The sequence below is a fragment of the Chitinilyticum aquatile DSM 21506 genome, from assembly GCF_000430805.1.
Taxonomy (GTDB): Bacteria; Pseudomonadota; Gammaproteobacteria; order Burkholderiales; family Chitinibacteraceae; genus Chitinilyticum; species Chitinilyticum aquatile.
Map to the genome: position 1 here is coordinate 89,056 of NZ_KE387261.1, position 20,719 is coordinate 109,774.

At 61.9% G+C, this 20,719-nt stretch carries 14 protein-coding genes; 7 read left to right on the forward strand and 7 right to left on the reverse strand.

The genetic code is table 11. The annotated features are described in order from the left end of the window. Positions 1–43: 43 nt before the first annotated feature. The 5 genes from H559_RS0117450 (at position 44) to H559_RS0117470 (ending at position 7,559) form a co-directional block, all read left to right on the forward strand. The gene (locus tag H559_RS0117450; protein WP_028453736.1) at positions 44–3,733 is read left to right on the forward strand and encodes a nitrate reductase subunit alpha; all 3,690 of its coding nucleotides are present in this window, start codon (positions 44–46) and stop codon (positions 3,731–3,733) included. 10 nt (positions 3,734–3,743) lie between these two features. After that, positions 3,744–5,309 carry a nitrate reductase subunit beta gene (gene narH / locus H559_RS0117455; protein ID WP_028453737.1) on the forward strand — a complete coding sequence of 522 codons (1,566 nt, stop codon included), beginning with the start codon at positions 3,744–3,746 and terminating at the stop codon, positions 5,307–5,309. 12 nt (positions 5,310–5,321) lie between these two features. Beyond that, positions 5,322–5,999 (forward strand): nitrate reductase molybdenum cofactor assembly chaperone, encoded by a 678-nt coding sequence (gene narJ / locus H559_RS0117460; protein WP_028453738.1) that lies wholly within the window; start codon positions 5,322–5,324, stop codon positions 5,997–5,999. A 2-nt stretch (positions 6,000–6,001) separates the two neighbouring features. Further along, positions 6,002–6,685 (forward strand): respiratory nitrate reductase subunit gamma, encoded by a 684-nt coding sequence (narI, locus tag H559_RS0117465; protein WP_028453739.1) that lies wholly within the window; start codon positions 6,002–6,004, stop codon positions 6,683–6,685. Positions 6,686–6,821: 136 nt separating this feature from the next. Next, on the forward strand, positions 6,822–7,559 hold the full coding sequence (locus H559_RS0117470; protein ID WP_028453740.1) for a peptidylprolyl isomerase: 738 nt from the start codon (positions 6,822–6,824) through the stop codon (positions 7,557–7,559). 214 nt (positions 7,560–7,773) lie between these two features. Here H559_RS0117470 and H559_RS0117475 read toward each other — a convergent pair whose 3' ends face one another. The 3 genes from H559_RS0117475 to H559_RS21075 all read right to left on the reverse strand — a co-directional run bounded on the left by H559_RS0117475 (position 7,774) and on the right by H559_RS21075 (position 11,555). Further along, positions 7,774–9,429: a phosphoethanolamine transferase gene (locus H559_RS0117475; RefSeq protein ID WP_034642056.1), complete on the reverse strand. Its 1,656-nt coding sequence runs from the start codon at positions 9,427–9,429 to the stop codon at positions 7,774–7,776. A gap of 162 nt (positions 9,430–9,591) precedes the next feature. Further along, complete coding sequence (locus H559_RS21070) at positions 9,592–10,632, reverse strand: CapA family protein (protein WP_051279768.1); 1,041 nt, start codon at positions 10,630–10,632, stop codon at positions 9,592–9,594. Then, complete coding sequence (locus tag H559_RS21075; RefSeq protein WP_155845480.1) at positions 10,629–11,555, reverse strand: C40 family peptidase; 927 nt, start codon at positions 11,553–11,555, stop codon at positions 10,629–10,631. Before H559_RS21075 ends, H559_RS21070 begins: the two co-directional genes overlap by 4 nt. A gap of 201 nt (positions 11,556–11,756) precedes the next feature. On the opposite strand from H559_RS21075, the gene H559_RS0117490 reads away from it, so the two are divergent. Together H559_RS0117490 and H559_RS0117495 are read left to right on the forward strand one after the other, a co-directional pair. Further along, positions 11,757–13,439 (forward strand): ABC1 kinase family protein, encoded by a 1,683-nt coding sequence (locus H559_RS0117490; protein ID WP_028453742.1) that lies wholly within the window; start codon positions 11,757–11,759, stop codon positions 13,437–13,439. 79 nt (positions 13,440–13,518) lie between these two features. After that, entirely contained in the window at positions 13,519–14,805 is a 1,287-nt protein-coding gene (locus H559_RS0117495; RefSeq protein ID WP_081413136.1) for an HD-GYP domain-containing protein, read from the forward strand. Positions 14,806–14,865: 60 nt separating this feature from the next. Here the strand turns inward: H559_RS0117495 and mltA are convergent, their stop codons facing one another. From mltA to H559_RS0117515, 4 genes are all read right to left on the reverse strand, one after another. Next, a complete protein-coding gene (mltA, locus tag H559_RS21080) occupies positions 14,866–16,068 on the reverse strand; it encodes a murein transglycosylase A (protein WP_034642058.1) in 1,203 nt (400 codons plus the stop codon). Further along, on the reverse strand, positions 16,068–16,337 hold the full coding sequence (locus H559_RS0117505) for a PhaM family polyhydroxyalkanoate granule multifunctional regulatory protein (RefSeq protein WP_028453744.1): 270 nt from the start codon (positions 16,335–16,337) through the stop codon (positions 16,068–16,070). The genes mltA and H559_RS0117505 overlap by 1 nt, the downstream gene beginning before the upstream one ends. 1 nt (position 16,338) lies before the next feature. Further along, positions 16,339–18,609, reverse strand: coding sequence for an NADP-dependent malic enzyme (locus H559_RS0117510; RefSeq protein WP_028453745.1), 2,271 nt, complete (start codon positions 18,607–18,609; stop codon positions 16,339–16,341). A 307-nt stretch (positions 18,610–18,916) separates the two neighbouring features. Continuing rightward, positions 18,917–20,710 carry a methyl-accepting chemotaxis protein gene (locus H559_RS0117515; protein WP_028453746.1) on the reverse strand — a complete coding sequence of 598 codons (1,794 nt, stop codon included), beginning with the start codon at positions 20,708–20,710 and terminating at the stop codon, positions 18,917–18,919. Positions 20,711–20,719 lie beyond the last annotated feature (9 nt).

Sequence of the window (20,719 nt, forward strand, 5' to 3'; positions counted from 1 at the left end):
ACAGGTGTGCAAAAAACGCCTGAACGGCCCTTGTGGAGGCTCCATGAGTCATTTTCTTGATCGTCTGAAATTCCTCTCCCGCACGGTCGATACCTTTGCCGATGGCCATGGTGCTGTCGTCGCGGAAGATCGCCAGTGGGAAAACGCTTACCGTGCGCGCTGGCAGCAGGACAAAGTGGTCCGCTCCACGCACGGGGTGAACTGTACCGGGTCCTGTAGCTGGCGCGTGTTCGTGAAGAACGGCCTGATTACCTGGGAACTGCAGCAGACCGACTACCCGCGCACCCGCCCGGATCTGCCCAACCATGAGCCGCGCGGCTGTCCGCGTGGCGCGTCGTATTCCTGGTATGTGTATTCCGCCCAGCGCGTGAAATATCCGCTGATCCGCGGCAAGCTGGTGGAAATGTGGCGCGAAGCGCGCCAGACCATGGATCCGCTTACCGCCTGGGAATACATCAGCCAGAATCCGGAACGCGCCAAGGCCTACAAATCCATCCGTGGCCAGGGCGGTTTCGTGCGCGCGGACTGGGATACCGCCACCGAGATCATCGCGGCGGCCAATGCCTACACGATTAAGGAATACGGCCCGGACCGCATTATCGGCTTCTCGCCGATTCCGGCGATGTCGATGGTGTCCTACGCCGCCGGTAGTCGCTACCTCAGCCTGATCGGTGGCGTGTGCATGTCGTTCTACGACTGGTATTGCGATTTGCCGCCGGCGTCACCACAAGTCTGGGGCGAGCAGACCGACGTTCCCGAATCCGCCGACTGGTACAACTCGACCTACCTGATGGTGTGGGGCTCGAATGTACCGATGACGCGCACCCCCGATGCCCACTTCTACACCGAAGTGCGCTACAAGGGCACCAAGACCGTAGCCGTATCGTCCGATTTCGGTGAAATGGCCAAGTTCGGCGACATCTGGCTGGCCCCGAAGCAGGGTACCGATGCCGCGCTGGCGATGGCGATGGGCCATGTGGTGCTCAACGAATTCCACAAGACGGGCAAGAGCGAGTACTTCAAGTCGTACGGCAAGCAGTACACCGACTTCCCGATGCTGGTAATGCTGAAAGACAACGGCCAGGGGCTGGTTGGCGACCATTACCTGCGCGCCTCGCACCTGTCCGGTCACGACGATGCGAATAATCCCGACTGGAAAACGCTGCTGATCGACGAGAAGACCGGCGACATCGTTGTTCCAAATGGAACAGTGGGCTTGCGCTGGGGCGAGCAGGGCGAGAATGTCGGCAAGTGGAATCTGGAACTGAAGGCCGCCGATGGTCGCGAGATTGATCCGCTGCTGTCGCTCAAAGACAAGAGCGACGAGATTGTCAGCGTCGGCTTCCCGTACTTTGGTGGCGAGCACAATGATGTTCTGTTCCGGAACGTCCCGGCCAAGCGCATCACGCTGAAAGACGGTTCATCGGTGCTGGTGGCGACCGTGTATGACCTGATGCTGGCCAACTACGGCGTGGACAATGGCCACGGAGGTGGCAATGTTGCGACGTCCTACGATCAGGACATCCCCTACACCCCGAAGTGGCAGGAAAAGCACACCGGCGTGAAGGGCATCGACGTGGAAACCGTCGCGCGCGAGTTTGCCGACAACGCCGACAAGACGCACGGCAAGAGCATGGTGATCGTCGGTGCGGCGCTGAACCACTGGTATCACATGGACATGACCTACCGCGGCATCATCAACCTGCTGATGATGTGCGGCTGTGTCGGCCAGAGCGGTGGCGGCTGGGCGCATTACGTCGGTCAGGAAAAGCTGCGCCCGCAACAGGGCTGGGTGCCGCTGGCCTTTGCGACCGACTGGAACCGTCCGCCGCGTCACATGAATTCCACCAGCTTCTTCTACAACCACACCAGCCAGTGGCGCCATGAAAAGCTGGGCGTGAACGAAATTCTCAGCCCGACCGCACAGGCTGCCAAGTTCAAGGGCATGGCGCTGCTGGATTTCAATGCCAAGTCCGAACGCATGGGCTGGCTGCCGTCCGCCCCGCAGCTGGAAACCAACCCGCTGGAAGTGACCCGAGCGGCCGCGGCTGCCGGCAAGGATCCGGTGGCCTACGCCGTCGAGAATCTGAAGGCCGGCACCTTGAACATGTCCTGTGATGATCCGGACAATCCGCGCAACTTCCCGCGCAATATGTTCGTGTGGCGCTCCAATATTCTGGGTTCTTCCGGCAAGGGGCACGAGTATTTCCTCAAGTACCTGCTGGGCACGCAGAACGCGCTGTTCGACAATGAAGCCGACGGCATCAAGCCGACTGAAGTGAAGGTGCGCCCGGCAGCGGAAGGCAAGCTCGATCTTTTGACCGTGCTGGATTTCCGCATGAGCACCACGTGTCTCTACGCCGACATCGTGCTGCCCACCGCGACCTGGTACGAAAAGGACGACCTGAACACGTCCGACATGCACCCCTTCATCCACCCGCTCTCTGAAGCCGTGCAGCCGCTGTGGCAGGCCAAGAGCGACTGGGAAATCTACAAGCTGATTGCCAAGCGCCTCACGGAAATCGGCGGGCCGGTACTGGGGACGCAGAAGGATCTGGTGCTGGTGCCATTGCTGCACGACACCCCGGGGGAACTGGGCCAGCCGCTGGAGCCGAAGGACTGGAAAAAGGGCGAATGCGACCTGCTGCCGGGCAAGACCGCGCCGAATATGGTGGTGGTCGAGCGCGACTACACCCGCATTTTTGAGAAATTCACCTCGATTGGCCCGCTGCTGGAAAAAGCCGGCAACGGCGGCAAGGGGATTGCGTGGAAAACCGAGCACGAGGTGCATGAACTCGCCGGACTGAACGGCAAGGCGGCCAACGGCCAGCCCAGGCTGGAAAGCGCGATCGATGCCGCGGAAATGATCCTGACGCTGGCTCCGGAAACCAACGGCCACGTTGCCGTGAAGGCCTGGGATGCGCTCTCGAAGATCACCGGGCGCGATCACAAGCATCTGGCAATTCCGCGCGAGCACGACAAGATCAGGTTCAGGGATGTGCAGGCGCAGCCGCGCAAGATCATCTCCAGCCCGACCTGGTCCGGTCTGGAAAGCGAAGAGGTCAGCTACAACGCCGGTTATACCAATGTGCACGAGCTGATTCCCTGGCGCACGCTCACCGGCCGCCAGCAGTTCTACCAGGACCACCGCTGGATGATCGATTTTGGCGAAGGTTTCACCGTCTACAAGCCGCACGTCGATCTGAAGACCACCGACGCGATGCTGAACAAGCTGCCCAACGGCAACCCGGAGCTGGTGCTGAACTTCATCACACCGCACCAGAAGTGGGGCATTCACTCCACCTACTCGGACAACCTGCGCATGTTGACGCTCAGCCGTGGTGGCCCGCACGTGTGGCTTTCCGAGGCGGATGCGAAGAAGGCCGGCATTGTCGACAACGACTGGATCGAGGTCTTCAACGTCAACGGCACGCTGACTGCCCGTGCGGTGGTGAGCCAGCGCGTTCCCGACGGCATGACGCTGATGTATCACGCCCAGGAAAAGATCGTGAACGTGCCGGGCGCCGAAACCAGCAAGAAGCGTGGCGGCATCCACAACTCGGTCACCCGTGCGGTTACCAAGCCCACGCACATGATCGGTGGTTACGCGCAGCAGGCTTACGGCTTCAACTACTACGGCACGGTGGGCAGCAATCGTGATGAGTTTGTCATCGTGCGCAAGATGAAGAACGTCGAGTGGCTGGATCAGCCGCTGAACAAGACCGAGGCCTGAGGAGAAAACCATGAAAATTCGTGCACAAGTGGCGATGGTGCTCAACCTCGACAAATGCATCGGCTGCCACACCTGTTCGATCACCTGCAAGAACGTCTGGACCAGCCGTGACGGCGTCGAATACGCCTGGTTCAACAACGTCGAAACCAAGCCGGGCATCGGCTATCCGAAGGAATGGGAAAACCAGGAAAAATGGAAGGGCGGCTGGCAGCGCAACAGTGCCGGCAAGCTCGAACCGCGCCAGGGCGGCAAGCTGCGCATTCTGGCCAACATCTTCGGTAACCCGAACCTGCCGGAAATCGACGATTATTACGAGCCGTTCACCTACGACTACGAGCACCTGCAGAATGCCCCGCTGATGCAGACACCGCCGACGGCGCGTCCGGTCTCGGTGATTACCGGCCAGAAGATGGACAAGATCGAGTGGGGCCCGAACTGGGAAGACGATCTGGGCGGCGAATTCAGCAAGCGCAGCAAGGACCAGCTGTTCAAGGATGTCGAGAAGGAGATGTACTCGACGTTTGAGAACACCTTCATGATGTACCTGCCGCGTCTGTGCGAACACTGCCTGAATCCGGCCTGTGTGGCCTCGTGCCCGTCGGGCTCGATCTACAAGCGCGAGGACGACGGCATCGTGCTGGTGGATCAGGACAAGTGCCGCGGCTGGCGGATGTGCATCTCCGGCTGCCCGTACAAGAAGATCTACTACAACTGGGAGTCGGGCAAGGCCGAGAAGTGCACCTTCTGCTACCCGCGCATCGAAGGCGGCCAGCCGACCGTGTGTTCCGAATCCTGTGTGGGCCGTATCCGCTATCTGGGCGTGCTGCTGTACGACGCCGACCAGATCGAGACGGCGGCGAGTGTGGCCAATGAAGAAGACCTGTACAACGCGCAGCTCAAGGTCTTCCTCGACCCGAACCTGCCTTCTGTTATCGAGGAAGCCCGCAAGCAGGGCATTCCGGAATCGTGGCTGGAATCCGCACGCAAGTCGCCGGTGTACAAGATGGCCGTGGAATGGAAGATCGCCTTCCCGCTGCACCCGGAATACCGCACGCTGCCGATGGTGTGGTACATCCCGCCGCTGTCGCCGATCCAGGCGGCGGCCGAGCGCGGCGTACTGGGCCGCAACGGCATCCTGCCGGACGTGTCCGAAATGCGCATTCCGGTGAAATACCTGGCCAACCTGCTGACTGCCGGCGACGAAAAGCCGGTACTGGCGGCGCTTGACAAGATGCTGGCCATGCGTGCCTACATGCGCGGCGTGAGCGTGGACAAGACCGAAAATCTGGAGGTATTGAAGCAGGTGGGATTGACCCAGGCGCAGGTCGAAGAGATGTACCAGATCATGGCGATTGCGAATTACGAAGACCGCTTCGTGATACCTAGCAGCCACAAGGAGATGGTCGAGGACAGCTTCAACGACAAGGCGAGCTGTGGCTTCACCTTTGGCAACGGCTGCTCGGGCGGGGTGTCCAGCGGCACGCTGTTCGGCAAGAAGAAGGAAGGCTCGATCATCTTTGTCGACATGCCCAAATCCAGAAAAAATCCCCGCAAAAATGCGGCTGAGACCGAGTAAGGAGGGGTATCGATGAAACACTTCCAGATTCTGTCGGCCCTGCTGCAATACCCGGAGGAGGTATTGATCGAGGCGCTGCCGGAAATCTGCCAGGAGCTCGAAGACGCACCGGCCGGCATGGCCGGTGTGCTGGAGCCGCTGGTGGATTTTCTCGCCAGCCAGCCGCTGATCAGCCTGCAGGAAAGCTACGTCAACACCTTTGATCGCAGCCGCAGTCACAGCCTGCACCTGTTCGAGCATGTGTACGGCGAAAGCCGCGACCGGGGCCCGGCGATGGTGAGCCTGATGCAGGAATACACCGATCGCGGTTTCTTTATCGCGGCCGACGAGCTGCCGGATTACCTGCCGCTGTTCCTGGAGTTTCTGGGGCAGGTCGATGCGGCCACGGCGGAGGAATTCCTTGGCGAATCGATCCACGTGATTGCCCGCATCGGCGAGAAGCTGCAGGAATCGGGTAGCCCGTATGCCTGTGTGTTCGATGTGCTGCGCAGTCTGACCGACGTTGCGCCGCTGCCGCTGGCCGAACCGCCAGTCCGTGACATGGACGAAGTCATGGAGCAGTTCGGTGCCGGTTTTGACGGCATCGAGCCGCTGCTGCAATTGTCGAAGCCCGGCAGTGCTTGTGGCAGCAGCACGCAAACCATCCAGTTCCATCCGCGCAGCAATACCGCTGTGCAGCAAGGAGTATAACGATGAGCTATCTCGACCAATTCCTGTTCGGGATTTACCCGTACATCGCGCTGGCGATTTTCCTGTTCGGCTCGCTGGTGCGCTTCGAGCGCGAACAGTACACCTGGAAGGCCGATTCCACCCAGTTGCTGCACCGTGGTGCATTGGTGACCGGCTCGCGCCTGTTCCACTTCGGCGTGATCGGCGTGTTCCTCGGTCACCTGGGTGGGCTGCTGACGCCCCTGTCGGTGTGGCATGCGCTGGGCGTGGCACCGGAAGCCAAGCAGATTCTGGCAATAGCTGCTGGTGGCATTCTGGGCGGCATCGGCCTGCTCGGCTTGCTGATCCTGCTGCATCGTCGCCTCAGCAATGAGCGCCTGGCTGCCGTGACGCCGCTGCGCGACAAGGTGCTGCTGTCCTGGCTGCTGGTGACCTTGGGTCTGGGGCTGGCGACCATTCCGGTGTCGATGGGGCATATGGATGGCCAGATGATGATGCGGTTCATGGAGTGGGCGCAGCGCATCGTGACCTTCCGTGGCGATGCGGCCAGCTTTGTCGCCGGTGCGCCGCTGGTATTCAAGCTGCACATCTTCTTCGGTCTCACTTTCTTCATCATCTTCCCGTTCACCCGCATGGTGCATACCTGGAGCGGCTTCGGCAGCGTCGGCTATATCACTCGCGCCTGGCAGCTGGTACGCCCGCGCTGACGCAAACCGGCCCCGGGGTGTTTGCCCCGGTGCTGAACAACGCCCGGGCGCCGGTCCTGTCGCTGTCGTGCAGTTTGCCGATTGCCACTGCGACCTGACCGGCATCTCGGCGTTTCTGCATTCAAAGGAGAGCCACATGGCCATTCTGGTAAACGGTGTGGAAATCACCGACGCAATGATCGAGGCCGAGCTGCCACATCATCAGCAGGCGGCCAAACCGCTGGATGCCGCCGTGCAGGAGCTGATCCTGCGCGAAGTGCTGCAGCAGGAAGCCGCCAGCCAGGGCTTTGCTGGTGAAGACGCCATTGCCGATCTGCTGGATAGCGCCATCTGCATCCCTGCAGCCGACGACGCGGCCTGCCGGCAGTGGTACGAGCAGCATCCGCAGGCCTTTGTGCAGGGCGAGCTGGTGGCTGCCAGCCATATTCTTTTTCAGGTCACCGAATCGGTGCCGCTGGAACTGCTGCGAGCCAAGGCCGAGGAGGTATTGGCTGATACCCTTTCTAATCCAGGGGCTTTCGGGCAATACGCCAGGCAGTATTCCAATTGCCCATCCGGCGAAGTTGGCGGCAGCCTCGGGCAGTTCGGCCGCGGGCAGATGGTGCCCGAATTCGAGAAAGTGGTCTTTGCGCTGGAGGAGGGCACGATTGCGCCACGGCTGGTGGAAACGCGCTTCGGCCTGCACATCGTGCGCTGCGAACGCAAGGTGGCTGGCCGCCGGCTGGATTTCGCGGTCGTGCAGGGGAAGATTGCCGATTACCTGGGTGAAGCCGCCACGCGGCAGGCGATGAATCACTATCTGCAGAAACTGGTCGGCGCAGCGCGCATCGAAGGTTTCCGCATGGCAGGGGCCGGGTCGCCGCTCCTGCAGTAGGCTACCCGCAGCAGGTTTGCTACACCGGCCCATCCCGAGGCCCCCGCTTTGCGGGGGCTTTTTGCTTCATGCTGTGCCGAAGCGCCTTTTGTGGCAAAAACTGGCCGCTTTTGCATGTTTTTCCGCCAGTGAGCCCGAGCAAAACAGTCGGGAATCCATCCGGGCTTGGCGGGCGATGAGCTGATCGGGCCGCCCGTCCCACGGCCATGGGCGCTTAGCCGGGGCGTTTGATGCAGCCCCGGAAGGCATCCAGCCCGGCGTCATAGACAGTGCTGCGGATGTCGAGCAGGCCCAGCGTGGAATGAAAGAGATTGTCGTGCGAGACGGGTTTGCTGCTGCCGGCCTTCACGCAACCTTCGTCCAGCCCGAAGCGCTGGCTGAAGCCTTGCGAAAACCACGCCACCATCGGAATGTGCGTCTGCTGGCTCGGCGCAATCAGGTAGGGCGTGGCGTGAAGAAACAGGCCTTTTTCCCCGGTCGATTCACCGTGATCCGACATGTACCACAGCGCACTGTCGTAGGCCGGTTGCTGTTGCAGCAGGCGGATGGTGCTGGCGAGGAAGTGGTCGTTATAGCGGATAGCATTGTCGTAGGCGTTGATGATTTCTTCGCGCGGGCAATCCTGCAGCTGGTTTGAGCGGCAGACCGGTTTGTCGATTTCGAATTCCGGCGGCACGCGCAGGTAGTAGCTGGGGCCGTGGTTGCCCTTCTGGTGCAGCACCAGCACGGTATCCTGCGGGTCTTTCGCCAGCCGCTCCGCGAGCCCATCCAGCAGCGCCATGTCATAGCATTCGTCAGCGCGGCAGTTGGCGCGTTTGGCATCGCCCGGTGGCAGGCTTTCTTCGCCCACACGTTTGGCTACGCCCTTGCTGCCGGCATTGTTGTCGAGCCAGATCACGCGCATGCCGGCGGTGTGCAGGATGTCGATCAGGTTTTCGCGCTCGCCGGCACGGCTGACGTCGAAATCGCTGCGCGTATAGCCGGAGAACATGCAGGGCACCGAGACCGCCGTTTCCGTGCCGCAGGAGCTGGCATTGCTGAAATTGACAACGTCGAGCCTGCGCAATTCCGGTGTGGTGTCGCGCGGGTAGCCATTGAGGCCGAAACTCTCGGCGCGTGCGGTTTCACCGACGACGATGACAAACAGCGCTTTCTTCCCCGCGCCGGTAGCGGTGGCCAGTGCCGGCCCCTTGTGCGCATCACGGCCGTAAGGCGCGGCAACGACATCCTTTTTGACCTTTTCACCGATCAGATAGCGGCTGCTGGCGTAAATCGCGTTGGCCGGGTTGATCAGGTAGCGGATTTCCTTGTTGTTGCGAACGAAGGACGCATAGCTCTGGTAAAAGCCGATGATGAGTGCCGCGCCCAGCAGCAGTGTCAGCACGATCGTCAGCGCCTTGTGCAGCAGCGCGCGCGCCAGGCGCGGATGCGCGATCTCGGCTTGCCAGAGCAGCCAGCCCGGCAGCACGCCCAGCAGCACGATGTACAGCACCATGCGCAAGCTCAGTAGCTCGCCGGCCTCGCGTACGTCGGTCTGGAACACATTGCGCACCATATTGCGGTCGATCATCACGCCATAAGTGTTCATGAAATAGGCGACGACAGCGGCCAGCAGCAGCAGGCCGATCAGCACCGGTTTGCCGATGCGCGGCCACAGCAGCAGGGTGGCAAGGAGGTTGTAGAACAGCAGCAGCAGGACGAAGCTCGCGCTGAAAAAGGCCAGCTTGAAGGACAGGCTGCCGCTGACGACATGCCAGGACGCACTGAAAAATGCCGTATTGCAGGCCAGGGTCACGAAAAGGGCAAACAGCAGGCTGGCAAGCCAGTGTGGCAGTGGGCGGCGCAGCAGGGGCAGGGGAAGGGCAGGCATGAATCGACTCGAAGTCAGGACAGCCTGCAGCGTACGGGGCGAGACTTAACCGTGAGTTAAGCCGGAGAGGAGAAGTTGCTGTGTTTATACGTGTTTGGGTATGTGGCTTTAGTCATTGAAATTAAATGGCCTTGGCCGTATACCTATTGATGTGTTCGTGGCTTACGGTTTTACGGTGGCAAACTTGCCGTCCGGGCCGAAGCGCAGGCCGTGTCCGGGCACATCGCGCTCGCTCAGCTGCTGCACCAGCTGTGCCGCGCGCTGCTCGGGGTCGGGCTGCGGGCCGCTTTGCTTGGTCTGGAAGCCGCTGATGATCTGGCCGCCCAGCAGCCGGCCCGTGCGATCCAGCTCGACATTGAGCAGCATTGCGTAGCCATTGGCATCGCGCAGGTTGAAGCGCTGCCAGGTCGCAAAATTGCCGAGACTGTAGGCGATCAGGCGATCCTTGTAGACCTGCATCGCCCGCGGTACATGCGGGCCGTGACCGAGCACCAGATCGGCGCCGGCATCGATCGCCAGTCGGGCAAAGGCGCGCACGTCGCCGCGATCCTGGCCGAGGAAAAATTCCCGTCCCGGTGGCAGTGTCATGGCTTTCATGCCTTCGGCTCCGGCGTGCATCGAAATCACCGTGATGTCGACCTTGCCCGCCAGTTCGCGGATGAGCCGCTCGGCGCCGGCATGGTCGTTCATCGGGCAGGTGCCGGCGCTGGGTGAAAAGGCCAGTACGCCGATTTTCAGCCCCTTGCGTTCCAGAATGGCGGGGACGCAATTATCCTGCCCGCTGAAGGGCAGCCCGCCGCGCGTGAGATTCAGCGCGGTGTCGCGCCGGCCTGCGGCACCGAAATCGCCGGCATGATTGTTGGCAACCGACACCACGTCGAAGCCGCTGTCCTTCAGGCATTGCGGCGTGTCGGACGGCATCGCGAAAAAGTAGCAGTTGTCCTTGCACGGCTTGGCGTCCGCCGTGTTGTCGGTGATGGCACCTTCGAGGTTGCCGAAAGTGATGTCGGCGCGTCCGAGCGGCTCGCGCATGCCGGCAAACAGGTCGGTACAGCGCTCGGGCAGCAGCGGCGTCGGGTAAATCGACCCCGTCATGATGTCGCCTACCGCATTGATGGTAATCGCGGGCTCGGAAGCCCGTGCGTTGCCGCCCGCCAGCAGCACCAGCCCGGTGGCCAGTGCCGCGATGAGTTGAGTGATCATTGTTTCTTCTTGGTGGTCTTGCTGCTGGTGGCCTTCTTGCTGGAGCTTGTCGCTTTCTTGCTGCTCGCGGCCTTGCCGGACGATTTGCTGGTCTTGGTCGACTTGCTGGCCTTGCTGCTCTTTTTCGCTGTACTGGGCGGCTTGGCGGCCGGCGTGCTGTCGCGCGTACAGATGGTGGTGGTTTTCTTGCGGCTGCCCTTGCCGGTGGTGACCTTGCGGCACTGTTTGCCGCTGCTCGCCGTGGTTTCAGTCGCAGCCTTGCTGCTGCGGGACGTATTGCCGGAGGCCAGCAGGGCGTTGATATTCACGTTTTCGCCACCGGCATCGGTGATGCGGCGACCGCCGTTCCAGCGCTGCTGCCAGTAGCGCTGGTTCATGTCGACAATTTCGACCGAGCGCCCGGAGCGTGGCGAATGGATGAAGCGGTTGTCACCGAGATAGATGCCAACGTGCGAGAAGGTGCGGCCCAGCGTATTGAAAAACACCAGATCGCCGGGCTTCAGGTCTTCCTTGTCGATGCTTTGCCCGCGTTGCGCCATCTCGAAGGCGGTGCGTGGCAGCGTGATGTTCATCGAGTTGGTAAACACGTAACGCACGAAACCGCTGCAATCCAGGCCGGATTCCGGCGTATTGCCGCCCCATTTGTATTTCACGCCGATCAGGCTCATGGCCGAGAGCAGCAGATCCTGCGCGGGCGCATAATCGGTGCCGCCAGTGGCCTGGCCTTGCGGGCGCGCGGTCGGTTTCTTGGCGCGGCTCCCGGTTTCGCTGGCCTTGCTGCTTGCCGGCGCAGCCTGTGCAGGCTCGTTGAACCAGCCGCCGGAGCTGGTACCCGCATGATCGGTCGGCGTCGTGTCGTCGGCAAGGCTGTAGCTGCAAAGCAGCGCCAGGCAGCCTGCCAGAATAGTCTGAGTCCATTTCATGGGCTGGAACTGTACGGGTGTGACCGCAGGCTGTAAAGCCTGCCGGATGTGTAAAATCCAGCGCATTTGCCACGCACCTGCTGCGCGAAGCACACGCTATTCGTCATCGGCGCGTTGTCATGCCGGGGAAAGCGCTGCACTGCTGTTAGAATCGGTGACGCAATATCTGCGTAAATTTACTGAAATTCGGGATCTGCCCTCATGCTGAAGGAAACCTTTACCGTCATGCGCGATCTGCCGCGCGTGCGGGAGATCATTGCGGTGCTGGTCAGACATGGCCTGGGCAATCTGGTTCAACGCCTCGGGCTCAACAAGGGAATCGAGCGCGCCGGTGATCTGCTGCACCTGCCCGGCAACCACGAAGTCGAAGCGCTGGATCCGCCCGTGCGCGTGCGCCGTGCACTGGAAGAACTCGGGCCGACCTTCATCAAGTTCGGCCAGGTGCTGGCGACACGCTCGGATGTGTTTCCGCCCGAATGGATTACCGAATTCGAGCGGCTGCAGAGCAATGTGCCCAGCACGCCGTTCGAAGAACTGCTGCCCGAACTCACCGACATCCTGCAACGCGACCCGCACGAGGTTTTCGACGCGCTGGACCCGCAACCCATTGGTTCGGCGTCGATTGCGCAGGTGCATCGTGCACGCCTGAAGGATGGCACGGAAATCATCCTGAAAATACGCCGCCCCGGCATTACCGCCAAGATCGAAGCCGACTTGCGCGTACTGCGTCATATCGCTGTGCTGATGGAGTTCGAATTTGCCGACGTGCGCCGCTATCAGCCGGCCAGAATCGTCGATGAATTCGCCAAGTCGCTGCGGCGCGAACTGAACCTCTCGTCGGAAGCGCGCAATATGGAACGCTTCACGCAGAATTTTGCCGGCCACGAGGATATCGAGATTCCGCGCATTTTCTGGGAATACACGTCCGAGCGGATGAACGTGCAGAGCTATATCGGTGGCTTTGCCGGCAACGATCTGGAGGCGGCCGAGGCGGCCGGGCTGGACCGGCGGGTACTGGCAGAGCGCGGCGCCGATGCGGTGCTGAAAATGGTGCTGCTCGATGGTTATTTTCACGCTGACCCGCATCCGGGCAATGTGAAATACCTGCCCGGCAACCGCATTGCCTTTCTCGATTTCGGCATGGTCGGCCGTCTGCCGCATCCGCGCCGCGACCAGATCGTCGACCTGCTGGCGGCGCTGGCACAGCGCGACGAGCACGGTATCCGCGAAGTACTGCTGGAATGGTCGGGCGATGCCATCATCGACGAAGAAAAGCTCTCGACCGACATTGCCGACTTCATGTTCAACTACGAGAACCTGCCACTGAAGGACATCAGCTTCGGCACCATGCTCAATGAAGTCACGCAGATTTCGCGCGAGCACGGCCTGAGCCTGCCGCCGGATCTGACGTTGCTCTTCAAGGCGCTGGTGACGCTGGAAGGGCTCGGGCGCCAGCTTGACCCGCATTTCCAGATGGTGCCGCATCTCACGCCCTTCGTGAAGCAGGTGCTGCTGGCGCGCTACAGCCCGCAGAGCCTGCTGAAAAAAGGCAAGGGCGGGCTGGTCGAGGCCTTCCACATCATTGCCGGCTTGCCGGGTGATGTCGGCAAGCTCATCAAGCAGGCCCGGCGCGGCCAGTTCCGCGTTGACCTGGACCTGAAGCGGCTGGACCAGTTCGGTGCGCAGATCAACCGCAGCGCCAACCGGCTGACCATGGGCATCGTGACTGCTGCGCTGATCATCGGTTCGTCCATCGTGCTGACCATCAAGGGCGGGCCCACGCTCTTTGGCATGCATGTGCTTGGCCTGCTCGGCTTTATCCTGGCCTTCATCAATGCGGTCTGGCTGGTGCTGGCGATCTGGCTGTCCGGCAAGGGCGAATAGTCCGGCGGCTGCGGCTGCTTTTGTGTCTGCGCGCTTTTCATTGACTATGCTGTGACGATAGCGTTACGGATGATTGTCGATGAATGACAGAGCAACTGAGGTTAGCCACGCGGGAAACGTAACCAATCCTTTCATGCTGCAGCAGGTGATCGGCCTGGCCGAATCCCTGCCCGTGGCCGTGACCGAGGACATTTACTGCAGCACCGGCGTCAAGCTGGTCAGCAAGGGCAGCCGGGTCGATGCCAGCCTGCGTGACCGTCTGCTGCAGCACAAGCTGCGCAAGCCGCTGGAACGCTGCCTGGACGTGGCGGACTCATCCCTGCCGGCACTTTCCGCGGTGGCCAGTGACGCCGCGCGAGCGATTCCTGCTGTGCAGGCCATGATCGGCCCCGGTGCGCTGTCCGAGCTGGACCGGGTGACAGCGCTGCTGCAGGAGCAGGGCGCCCGCCTGCAGCTGGTGCTGCTGGGGCGAGGCTGCCGGCAACCGCTCGGCATGGTCGCGCTTGGAGCCGCACTGGCGATCGAACTGGCGCAACGCCTGCAACTGGATGAAATGCTGGTGGAAACCACCGCGATGGCCGCGCTGCTGTGCGATATCGGCGAGCTGTACATCGATCCGGCCCTGCTGGCGCCGGGGCGTGCCCTGCGGCCTGAAGAATGGCGGCATGTGCTGGTGCACCCGCTGGTCAGTGCGCGGGTCGTGCGTGAAATGGGTATTCATTCCTCTTTGCTGGTCCGGGCCATTGAAGAACACCATGAGCGGGGCACAGGAGCCGGCTATCCGCGCGGTCTGCAGAGCGATGCGATTTCGCTGCCGGCGCGCATTCTGTCGGTCAGCCATCTCCTGCTGGAAAGGGCCGCCGGGCAGCACTGGCCCCTGAGCCGGATTGCCGTTGGCTTGCGCTTCATGCGCGGCGAGCATGAGTCCGCGCTCGTCGATCTGGTCATCAGCGAGTCACGCCTGACAACCGAATCCGGCGGCGCGCCGGCCCGCGAGCAATTGCTGCCGCAGATGCATGCGCTGCTCCTGCGCATTGGCGAAATTGTCGAGCAGCTGCATCACAGCGAAGAAATGCCGCTTGATGGCCACAGCCGCAGCGTGCTTGGACTCGTAAGCCAGCGTTTCCAGCAGATCCAGCGTGCGTTTTCCAGCACCGGGCTTGATCTGGTGGAAAACGAACAGTTGCTGTGGGGCGATGTAGCTCCCGGCGTGCTGGAGAGCGAGCTTGCTGCCATTCTGGACGAAATCGGCTGGCGCCTGGATGACCTTGGGCATTTCCTGGCCATTCGTGCGTTTGACATGCCGGCGGACCAGCAGGCCTTCCTGCAGCCGCTGATCGACCTGCTGACTGACAGAAAAGGCTAATTGCAGTGGGTATTGCCCTGCAGCCCTTCCGTGTAAAAGGCTTCAGGGCAATACATCTTGTTAAAGGCTGGGGAGTGGCTGGGCCTTGGGCCAGAACAGCCATACTTCGCCATCCTGTTTCATGATGCCGGCCAGTTCGCCGGCCTGGTCACCCGTTCCCCAGAAGAAATCGGCACGAACAGAACCGCGGATTGCGCCGCCGGTGTCCTGCGCGGCCAGCAGGCGGTTCAGCGGGGCGCGGGTGTCGGGCCGGGTGGTGCCGAGATAAGCCAGGCTGCCCAGCGGAATGGCTGCGGGATCGACGGCAATGCTGTAGCCCGCAGTCAGCGGCACGCCCAGCGCGCCCGGCGGGCCGTCCTGGCTGGCGGGCAGCGTGCGGAAAAACACATAGCTCGGGTTGCTGTTCAACAACTCATCCACGCGTTGCGGGTTGGCTTCGGCCCAGGAGCGGATGCGCTGCATGCTCATTTCGCTCGCCGGAACGATGCCGTTGCGGATCAGCCAGCGCCCCACGGGCGCGTAGGGGTGGCCGTTCTGGTCGGCATAGCCGACGCGGATTTCGCCGCCGCCAGTCAGCCTGATCCGCCCCGAGCCCTGTACCTGCAGGAATTGCAGATCGAGCGGATGCTCCAGCCAGGCCAGCACCGGCGCATTCACGCCCTTGTTGCGGATGCCGGCGCTGTCCAGATAGGGAACGAGCTGTCTGCCCTTGAGCTGGCCGCGCAGTCGCTTGCCCTTGAGCTCGGGATACAGGCCGTCGAGCGAAACGCTGATCAGGTCATCGGGCACACCGTACACAGGAACCATGGCCTTGCTGCTGCGCGTTGCGCTGCCCGGATAGACCGGCTCGTAATAGCCGGTGATCAGGCCGCTGCGCTTGCCGTCGCTGTCACCCAGCTGGTAGACGTCGAGGTGGCGGGCGATGAAATCGCGCACGTTCTGCTCGGAAGGGGCGAGTTCCGCCGCCTTGCTGCACACGTCCTGCCAGACGGGCTGGCGCTGTACCAGCCGCGCGCAGCCCTTGCGCCAGGCCATGAAGCCGGGCAGCAGCTCGCCATCCTGCCAGCCCGGCAGGCTGTTTGCCGTAGTGGGGTGGTAGATGACGGTCGGTGCGCTGGCCGGGGTACTGGCCGGCTGGGCGCTTGCTGCCGGTTTGCCGGGTATGGAGACCTGTCCGGCGGGCGGAGGGGTCTGGCAGGCTGCAAGGAAAAAGGCCGCAACAGCGGCCGTAGCTAGGGTTCTCAGATGGGGAAGGCTGGGCATCAGGGGTTAGGGTCCGGGTCGGTTTTCGGCTCCAGCCCCTGTTTGAAGGCGGCGAGGCCGGCTTTCTGCAGTTCCAGTGTCTTGACCGTCATCTGCAGCATGCCCACCTGCATGGTGAGCCACTGTTCGATGGTGCGGCATTCCAGAATCTTGCGGTCGATTTCTTCTTCCGACAAGGGCGGCATGAAGGGGTTCCCGCTGCCGGGCTTCATGAACTGGCTGAACTGGTTCAGCAGGCCAAAGGGATCCTGCGGATTGAATTCACTCATGTCATTTCTCCTGTGCGGCTTCGACGGCGGCGAGCGCGGCCATGTTGACAATGCGGCGTACCGAGGCTGTCGGCGTGAGAATGTGGGCCGGTGCGGCCAGCCCCAGCAGCATCGGTCCGATGGTGACGCCGTCGCCGCAGGTCATTTTCAGCAGGTTGAAGGAAATGTTCGCGGCGTCCAGATTCGGCATTACCAGCAGGTTGGCCTCGCCCTTGAGCGTCGAATTCGGGAAAACCTGCTGGCGGATCGCGGCAGAGAGCGCCGCATCACCGTGCATTTCGCCATCGACTTCCAGCTCGGGGGCCTGCTGGCGCAGCAGCGCCAGTGTCTGCTGCATCTTGCGTGCCGACGGGCTGTCCACGCTGCCGAAGCTGGAATGCGACAGCAGCGCGACCTTGGGCTGGATGCCGAACTTGCGTACCGTGTCCGAGGCCAGCAGCGTGATGGCGGCCAGCTCCTCGGCACTCGGGTCCTGATTCACATAGGTATCCGCGATGAAAATATTGCCGCTGTGCAGCACCAGTGCGTTCATCGCGGCGGAGGTTTTGACGCCGGGTTTGAGGCCGATGACGTTCTGCACATACCAGTGATGGCGCTGGTACTGGCCGTAGGTGCCGCAGATCATCGCGTCGGCTTGGCCCAGCCGCACCATCAGCGCGCCGATCAGCGTCGTCTTGCGGCGCACTTCGGCGCGCGCGAGTTCTTCGCTGACGCCGCGCCGCGCCATGATGCCGTGGTAGAGCGTCCAGTATTCGCGAAAACGCGGGTCGGATTCGTTGTTGCAGACTTCGACATCGGTATCGAGCCTGAGGCGCAGGCCCAGCTTGTCGATGCGGCGCTGCATCACGCTGGGACGGCCGATCAGGATGGGATGGCACAGGCCCAGATCGACGATTTCCTGCACAGCATGCAGCACGCGCTCGTCCTCGCCTTCGCAGAACACCACCCGTTTCCTGTTGCTGCGCGCCGCGTGGAAAACGGGGCGCATGAAGAAGTTGGTCTTGTAGACGAATTGCGTGATTTCTTCGGCATAAGCTGCGAAATTGGCAATCGGGCGGCTTGCCACGCCGGCGTCCATCGCCGCTCTGGCAACGGCGGGAGCAATCTTGATGATGAGCCGCGGGTCAAAGGGTTTGGGAATCAGATAGTCGGGGCCAAAGGTGAGCTGCTCGCCGGAATAGGCATCGGCCACCACGTCGGAGAGCTCTGCGTGTGCCAGTTCGGCAATCGCATGCACGGCGGCGTGCTTCATCGACTCGGTGATGGTCGTCGCGCCCACGTCAAGCGCGCCGCGGAACATGTAGGGGAAGCACAGCACATTGTTGACCTGGTTCGGAAAGTCCGAGCGGCCGGTACAGATGATGGCGTCGGGGCGTGCGGCGCGGGCTTCGGGCGGGGTGATTTCCGGGTCGGGATTGGCCAGCGCCATGATCAGCGGGCGCTCGGCCATCGATTTCACCATGGCGGCATCGACGAGCCCCTTGCCCGAGAGGCCGAGGAAAATGTCGGCGCCGGCAATGGCTTCCGCCAGCGTACGATGCGGTGTGTCGCGCGCATAGCGCTGCTTGGTGACATCGAGGTTCTCGCGGCCGCTGTGGATCACGCCCTTCGAATCGCACACCAGCACATTGGCGCGATCAACGCCGAGCGATACCAGCAGGTCGAGGCAGGCAATGGCGGCGGCGCCGGCGCCGGAAGCCACCAGCTGTACTTCGGCGATATTCTTGCCAATCAGGCGCAGCGCATTGATGACCGCCGCACCGACGATGATGGCCGTGCCATGCTGGTCATCGTGGAAGACCGGGATTTTCATGCGTTCGCGCAGTTTCTGCTCGACGTAGAAACATTCCGGTGCCTTGATGTCTTCGAGGTTGATGCCGCCGAAAGTCGGCTCCATGGCGGCGATGATGTCGACCAGCTTGTCCGGGTCTTTTTCTTCCAGTTCGATATCGAACACATCAATGCCGGCGAACTTTTTGAACAGTACTCCCTTGCCTTCCATCACCGGTTTGCCGGCCAGAGGGCCGATGTCGCCCAGACCCAGCACCGCGGTGCCATTGGTGACGACGGCAACGAGATTGCCGCGCGAGGTGAGATTGCGTGCCTCGGCCGGGTCCGCCACGATGGCTTCGCAGGCGGCGGCCACACCGGGCGAGTAGGCCAGTGCCAGATCGCGCTGGCTGGCCAGCCCCTTGGTGGGCATGACCTGGATTTTGCCCGGGCGGGGCAGACGGTGGTATTCGAGGGCTTTTTCGCGAAGTTGTTCGTCCATGGTCTATCCGTTCGGCTGGGCTATGCCCTTAAGAGTATTTTGCGCCGCAGCATTTCACAAGCCTGCCGGGGAAACAATTCGCTCCCTTGTGTCACCGCGGGTCCGGTGGAGGCGGCAAGGCATGCGGAATGAGCGCGCAAGAGACATGTGCGCAAGTCCGGAATGGCAGGGCGCCTACTTCCTTGCCGCTTCTGTTGTTATACATGCGAGGGTTTTATTCTGCAGCCAATGATTCAAAAGGGCTATAAGGCTATACCATGCATGAGTGCCTGCCTGCTGTCGCGGTAGCCCGGTGTGCCGGACCTGCTCAGTCGCTGGCGTGCCGCAAAAATTCGGAAGCATCGAAGCCCAGCCGCAGATTGCCCCAGTGGCGGCCGGCAATCTCGATGGGCATGTCGAGTTCGGTCATGATTTCGCCGGTATCGCGCACATAGGTTTGCAGCAGGAAGGCCGCAGTATTGCGTGCGGCACGCAGGCCGGCCGGATCGTTGAAGAGGCGCCGGTCGCGGCTGTTGACCAGATCGGTCGCCGCATCGCCGGTTAGCGGTTTCGAATACCAGCTGTTATGCGTCGCGCCGTAGCCGTTGCTGTCAACCGCCAGCGAGAATTTGCCGCCACTGCAGGCCTTGGCCAGCTCGTCATACAGCGGCTGGATTTCGCGCACGAATGCCTCTGCATAGCAGGTCTGGTATTTGGCAGGGTGCGTATTCGGCACAGGCTGGTAATTCTGGTCGAACACATTGATGCCGCGCTCAAAAATGGCGGCAATGCGTTGCTGGATGCGGTCACGGTAGTCCGCCATCTTGCCCAGCGTGGCATCCAGCTCGCCCTGGCCAACCTTGTACTTGCCGACCATGGCCTGCACGCGCTCGGCGGCCAGCGACAGCTCGTTGGCCGAGGCGGCGGACTTATGCATCAGTTCGTTTACCGAGAGCGAGAGCTGGTGGATTTCCGCTACATTCGAGTGCACCAGCTGGTTGGCGCGGGTGAAGGTTTCCAGTGTGCCGGCGATGCCGCTGAGGGCCGCACTGGTGCTCTCGAAGTCGGCCATCATCCGGGCGAATTGCCCCGAGGCGTTTTCGACCACGTCGCGGGTCACCCTGGCATCGTGCGTGATCAGCTCGGTTTCCTGCCGGGTTTCCGCAACCTGCTCCAGCATGTCGTCAATATTGTGCGAAATGTCGTCGGTGGCGACGCGCACCTTCTCGGCCAACTTGCGGACTTCGTCGGCAACAACGGCAAAACCACGCCCCTGTTCGCCGGCGCGGGCCGCTTCGATGGCGGCATTGAGCGCCAGCAGATTGGTTTGGCCGGATATTTCCTTGATCAGGTCGACGATCGACTTGATGCTGGCCGAGCGCAGGTTCAGCCCTTCGACGGTCTGGTTGAAGTTGGTGATCTTTTCGGAAATCGCATGGATGCGGTGTGTGACATCCTGCAGCTCGGTATACGAATGCCGGGCCAGTGCGAGATTGTTGCTGGTTGTGCCGGAGATTTCGCTGGTGCGCTGCGTGACTTCATTGATGCCCTGCGTGGTGCTTTCGCTGGCAGATACGACTTTCTGCGCCAGTTCATCCTGCTGGTGGGTTGCTGCCGCCGAATCTTTCACGTTCTTGGTCGAGCGTGCGGCATCCAGCGCAATGCCCACCGTCATGGCCTGTACGCCCGCGATGATCTCGCGCTGCTTGGCCATGAAAAGGTTGCAGGCTTCGGCCAGCTGGCTGATTTCATCGCAGGTCAGCACCGGCAGATTGCGCGACAGGTCGCCTTCGCCACTGGCCGCTTCGCGATACACCTGCGCAATGCGGCGCACCGGGCGGGTGATCCAGAAATGCAGATAGCACGCCTGGATCAGCGCGAAAACCAGACAAAGGGCCGTGAGTGCCAGCGCGCAATACGCGACAAAATCCACTTCCGCCAGTACTCGGCTGGCCACGGGAGAGTCGCCAAGCAACTGCCTGATCGAGTCCGCTGCAGACCGCAGCAGCAGGTACAGCGTGGCAGGGAAGGCCGCCAGCAGTGCGATGAAGGCGTATTTGCGGGCGAGTGTCGGAAAGAACAGTCGCTCAAGCTTGCCGTGCAGTTCCAGAAACCACGTCATGGTCGGCTC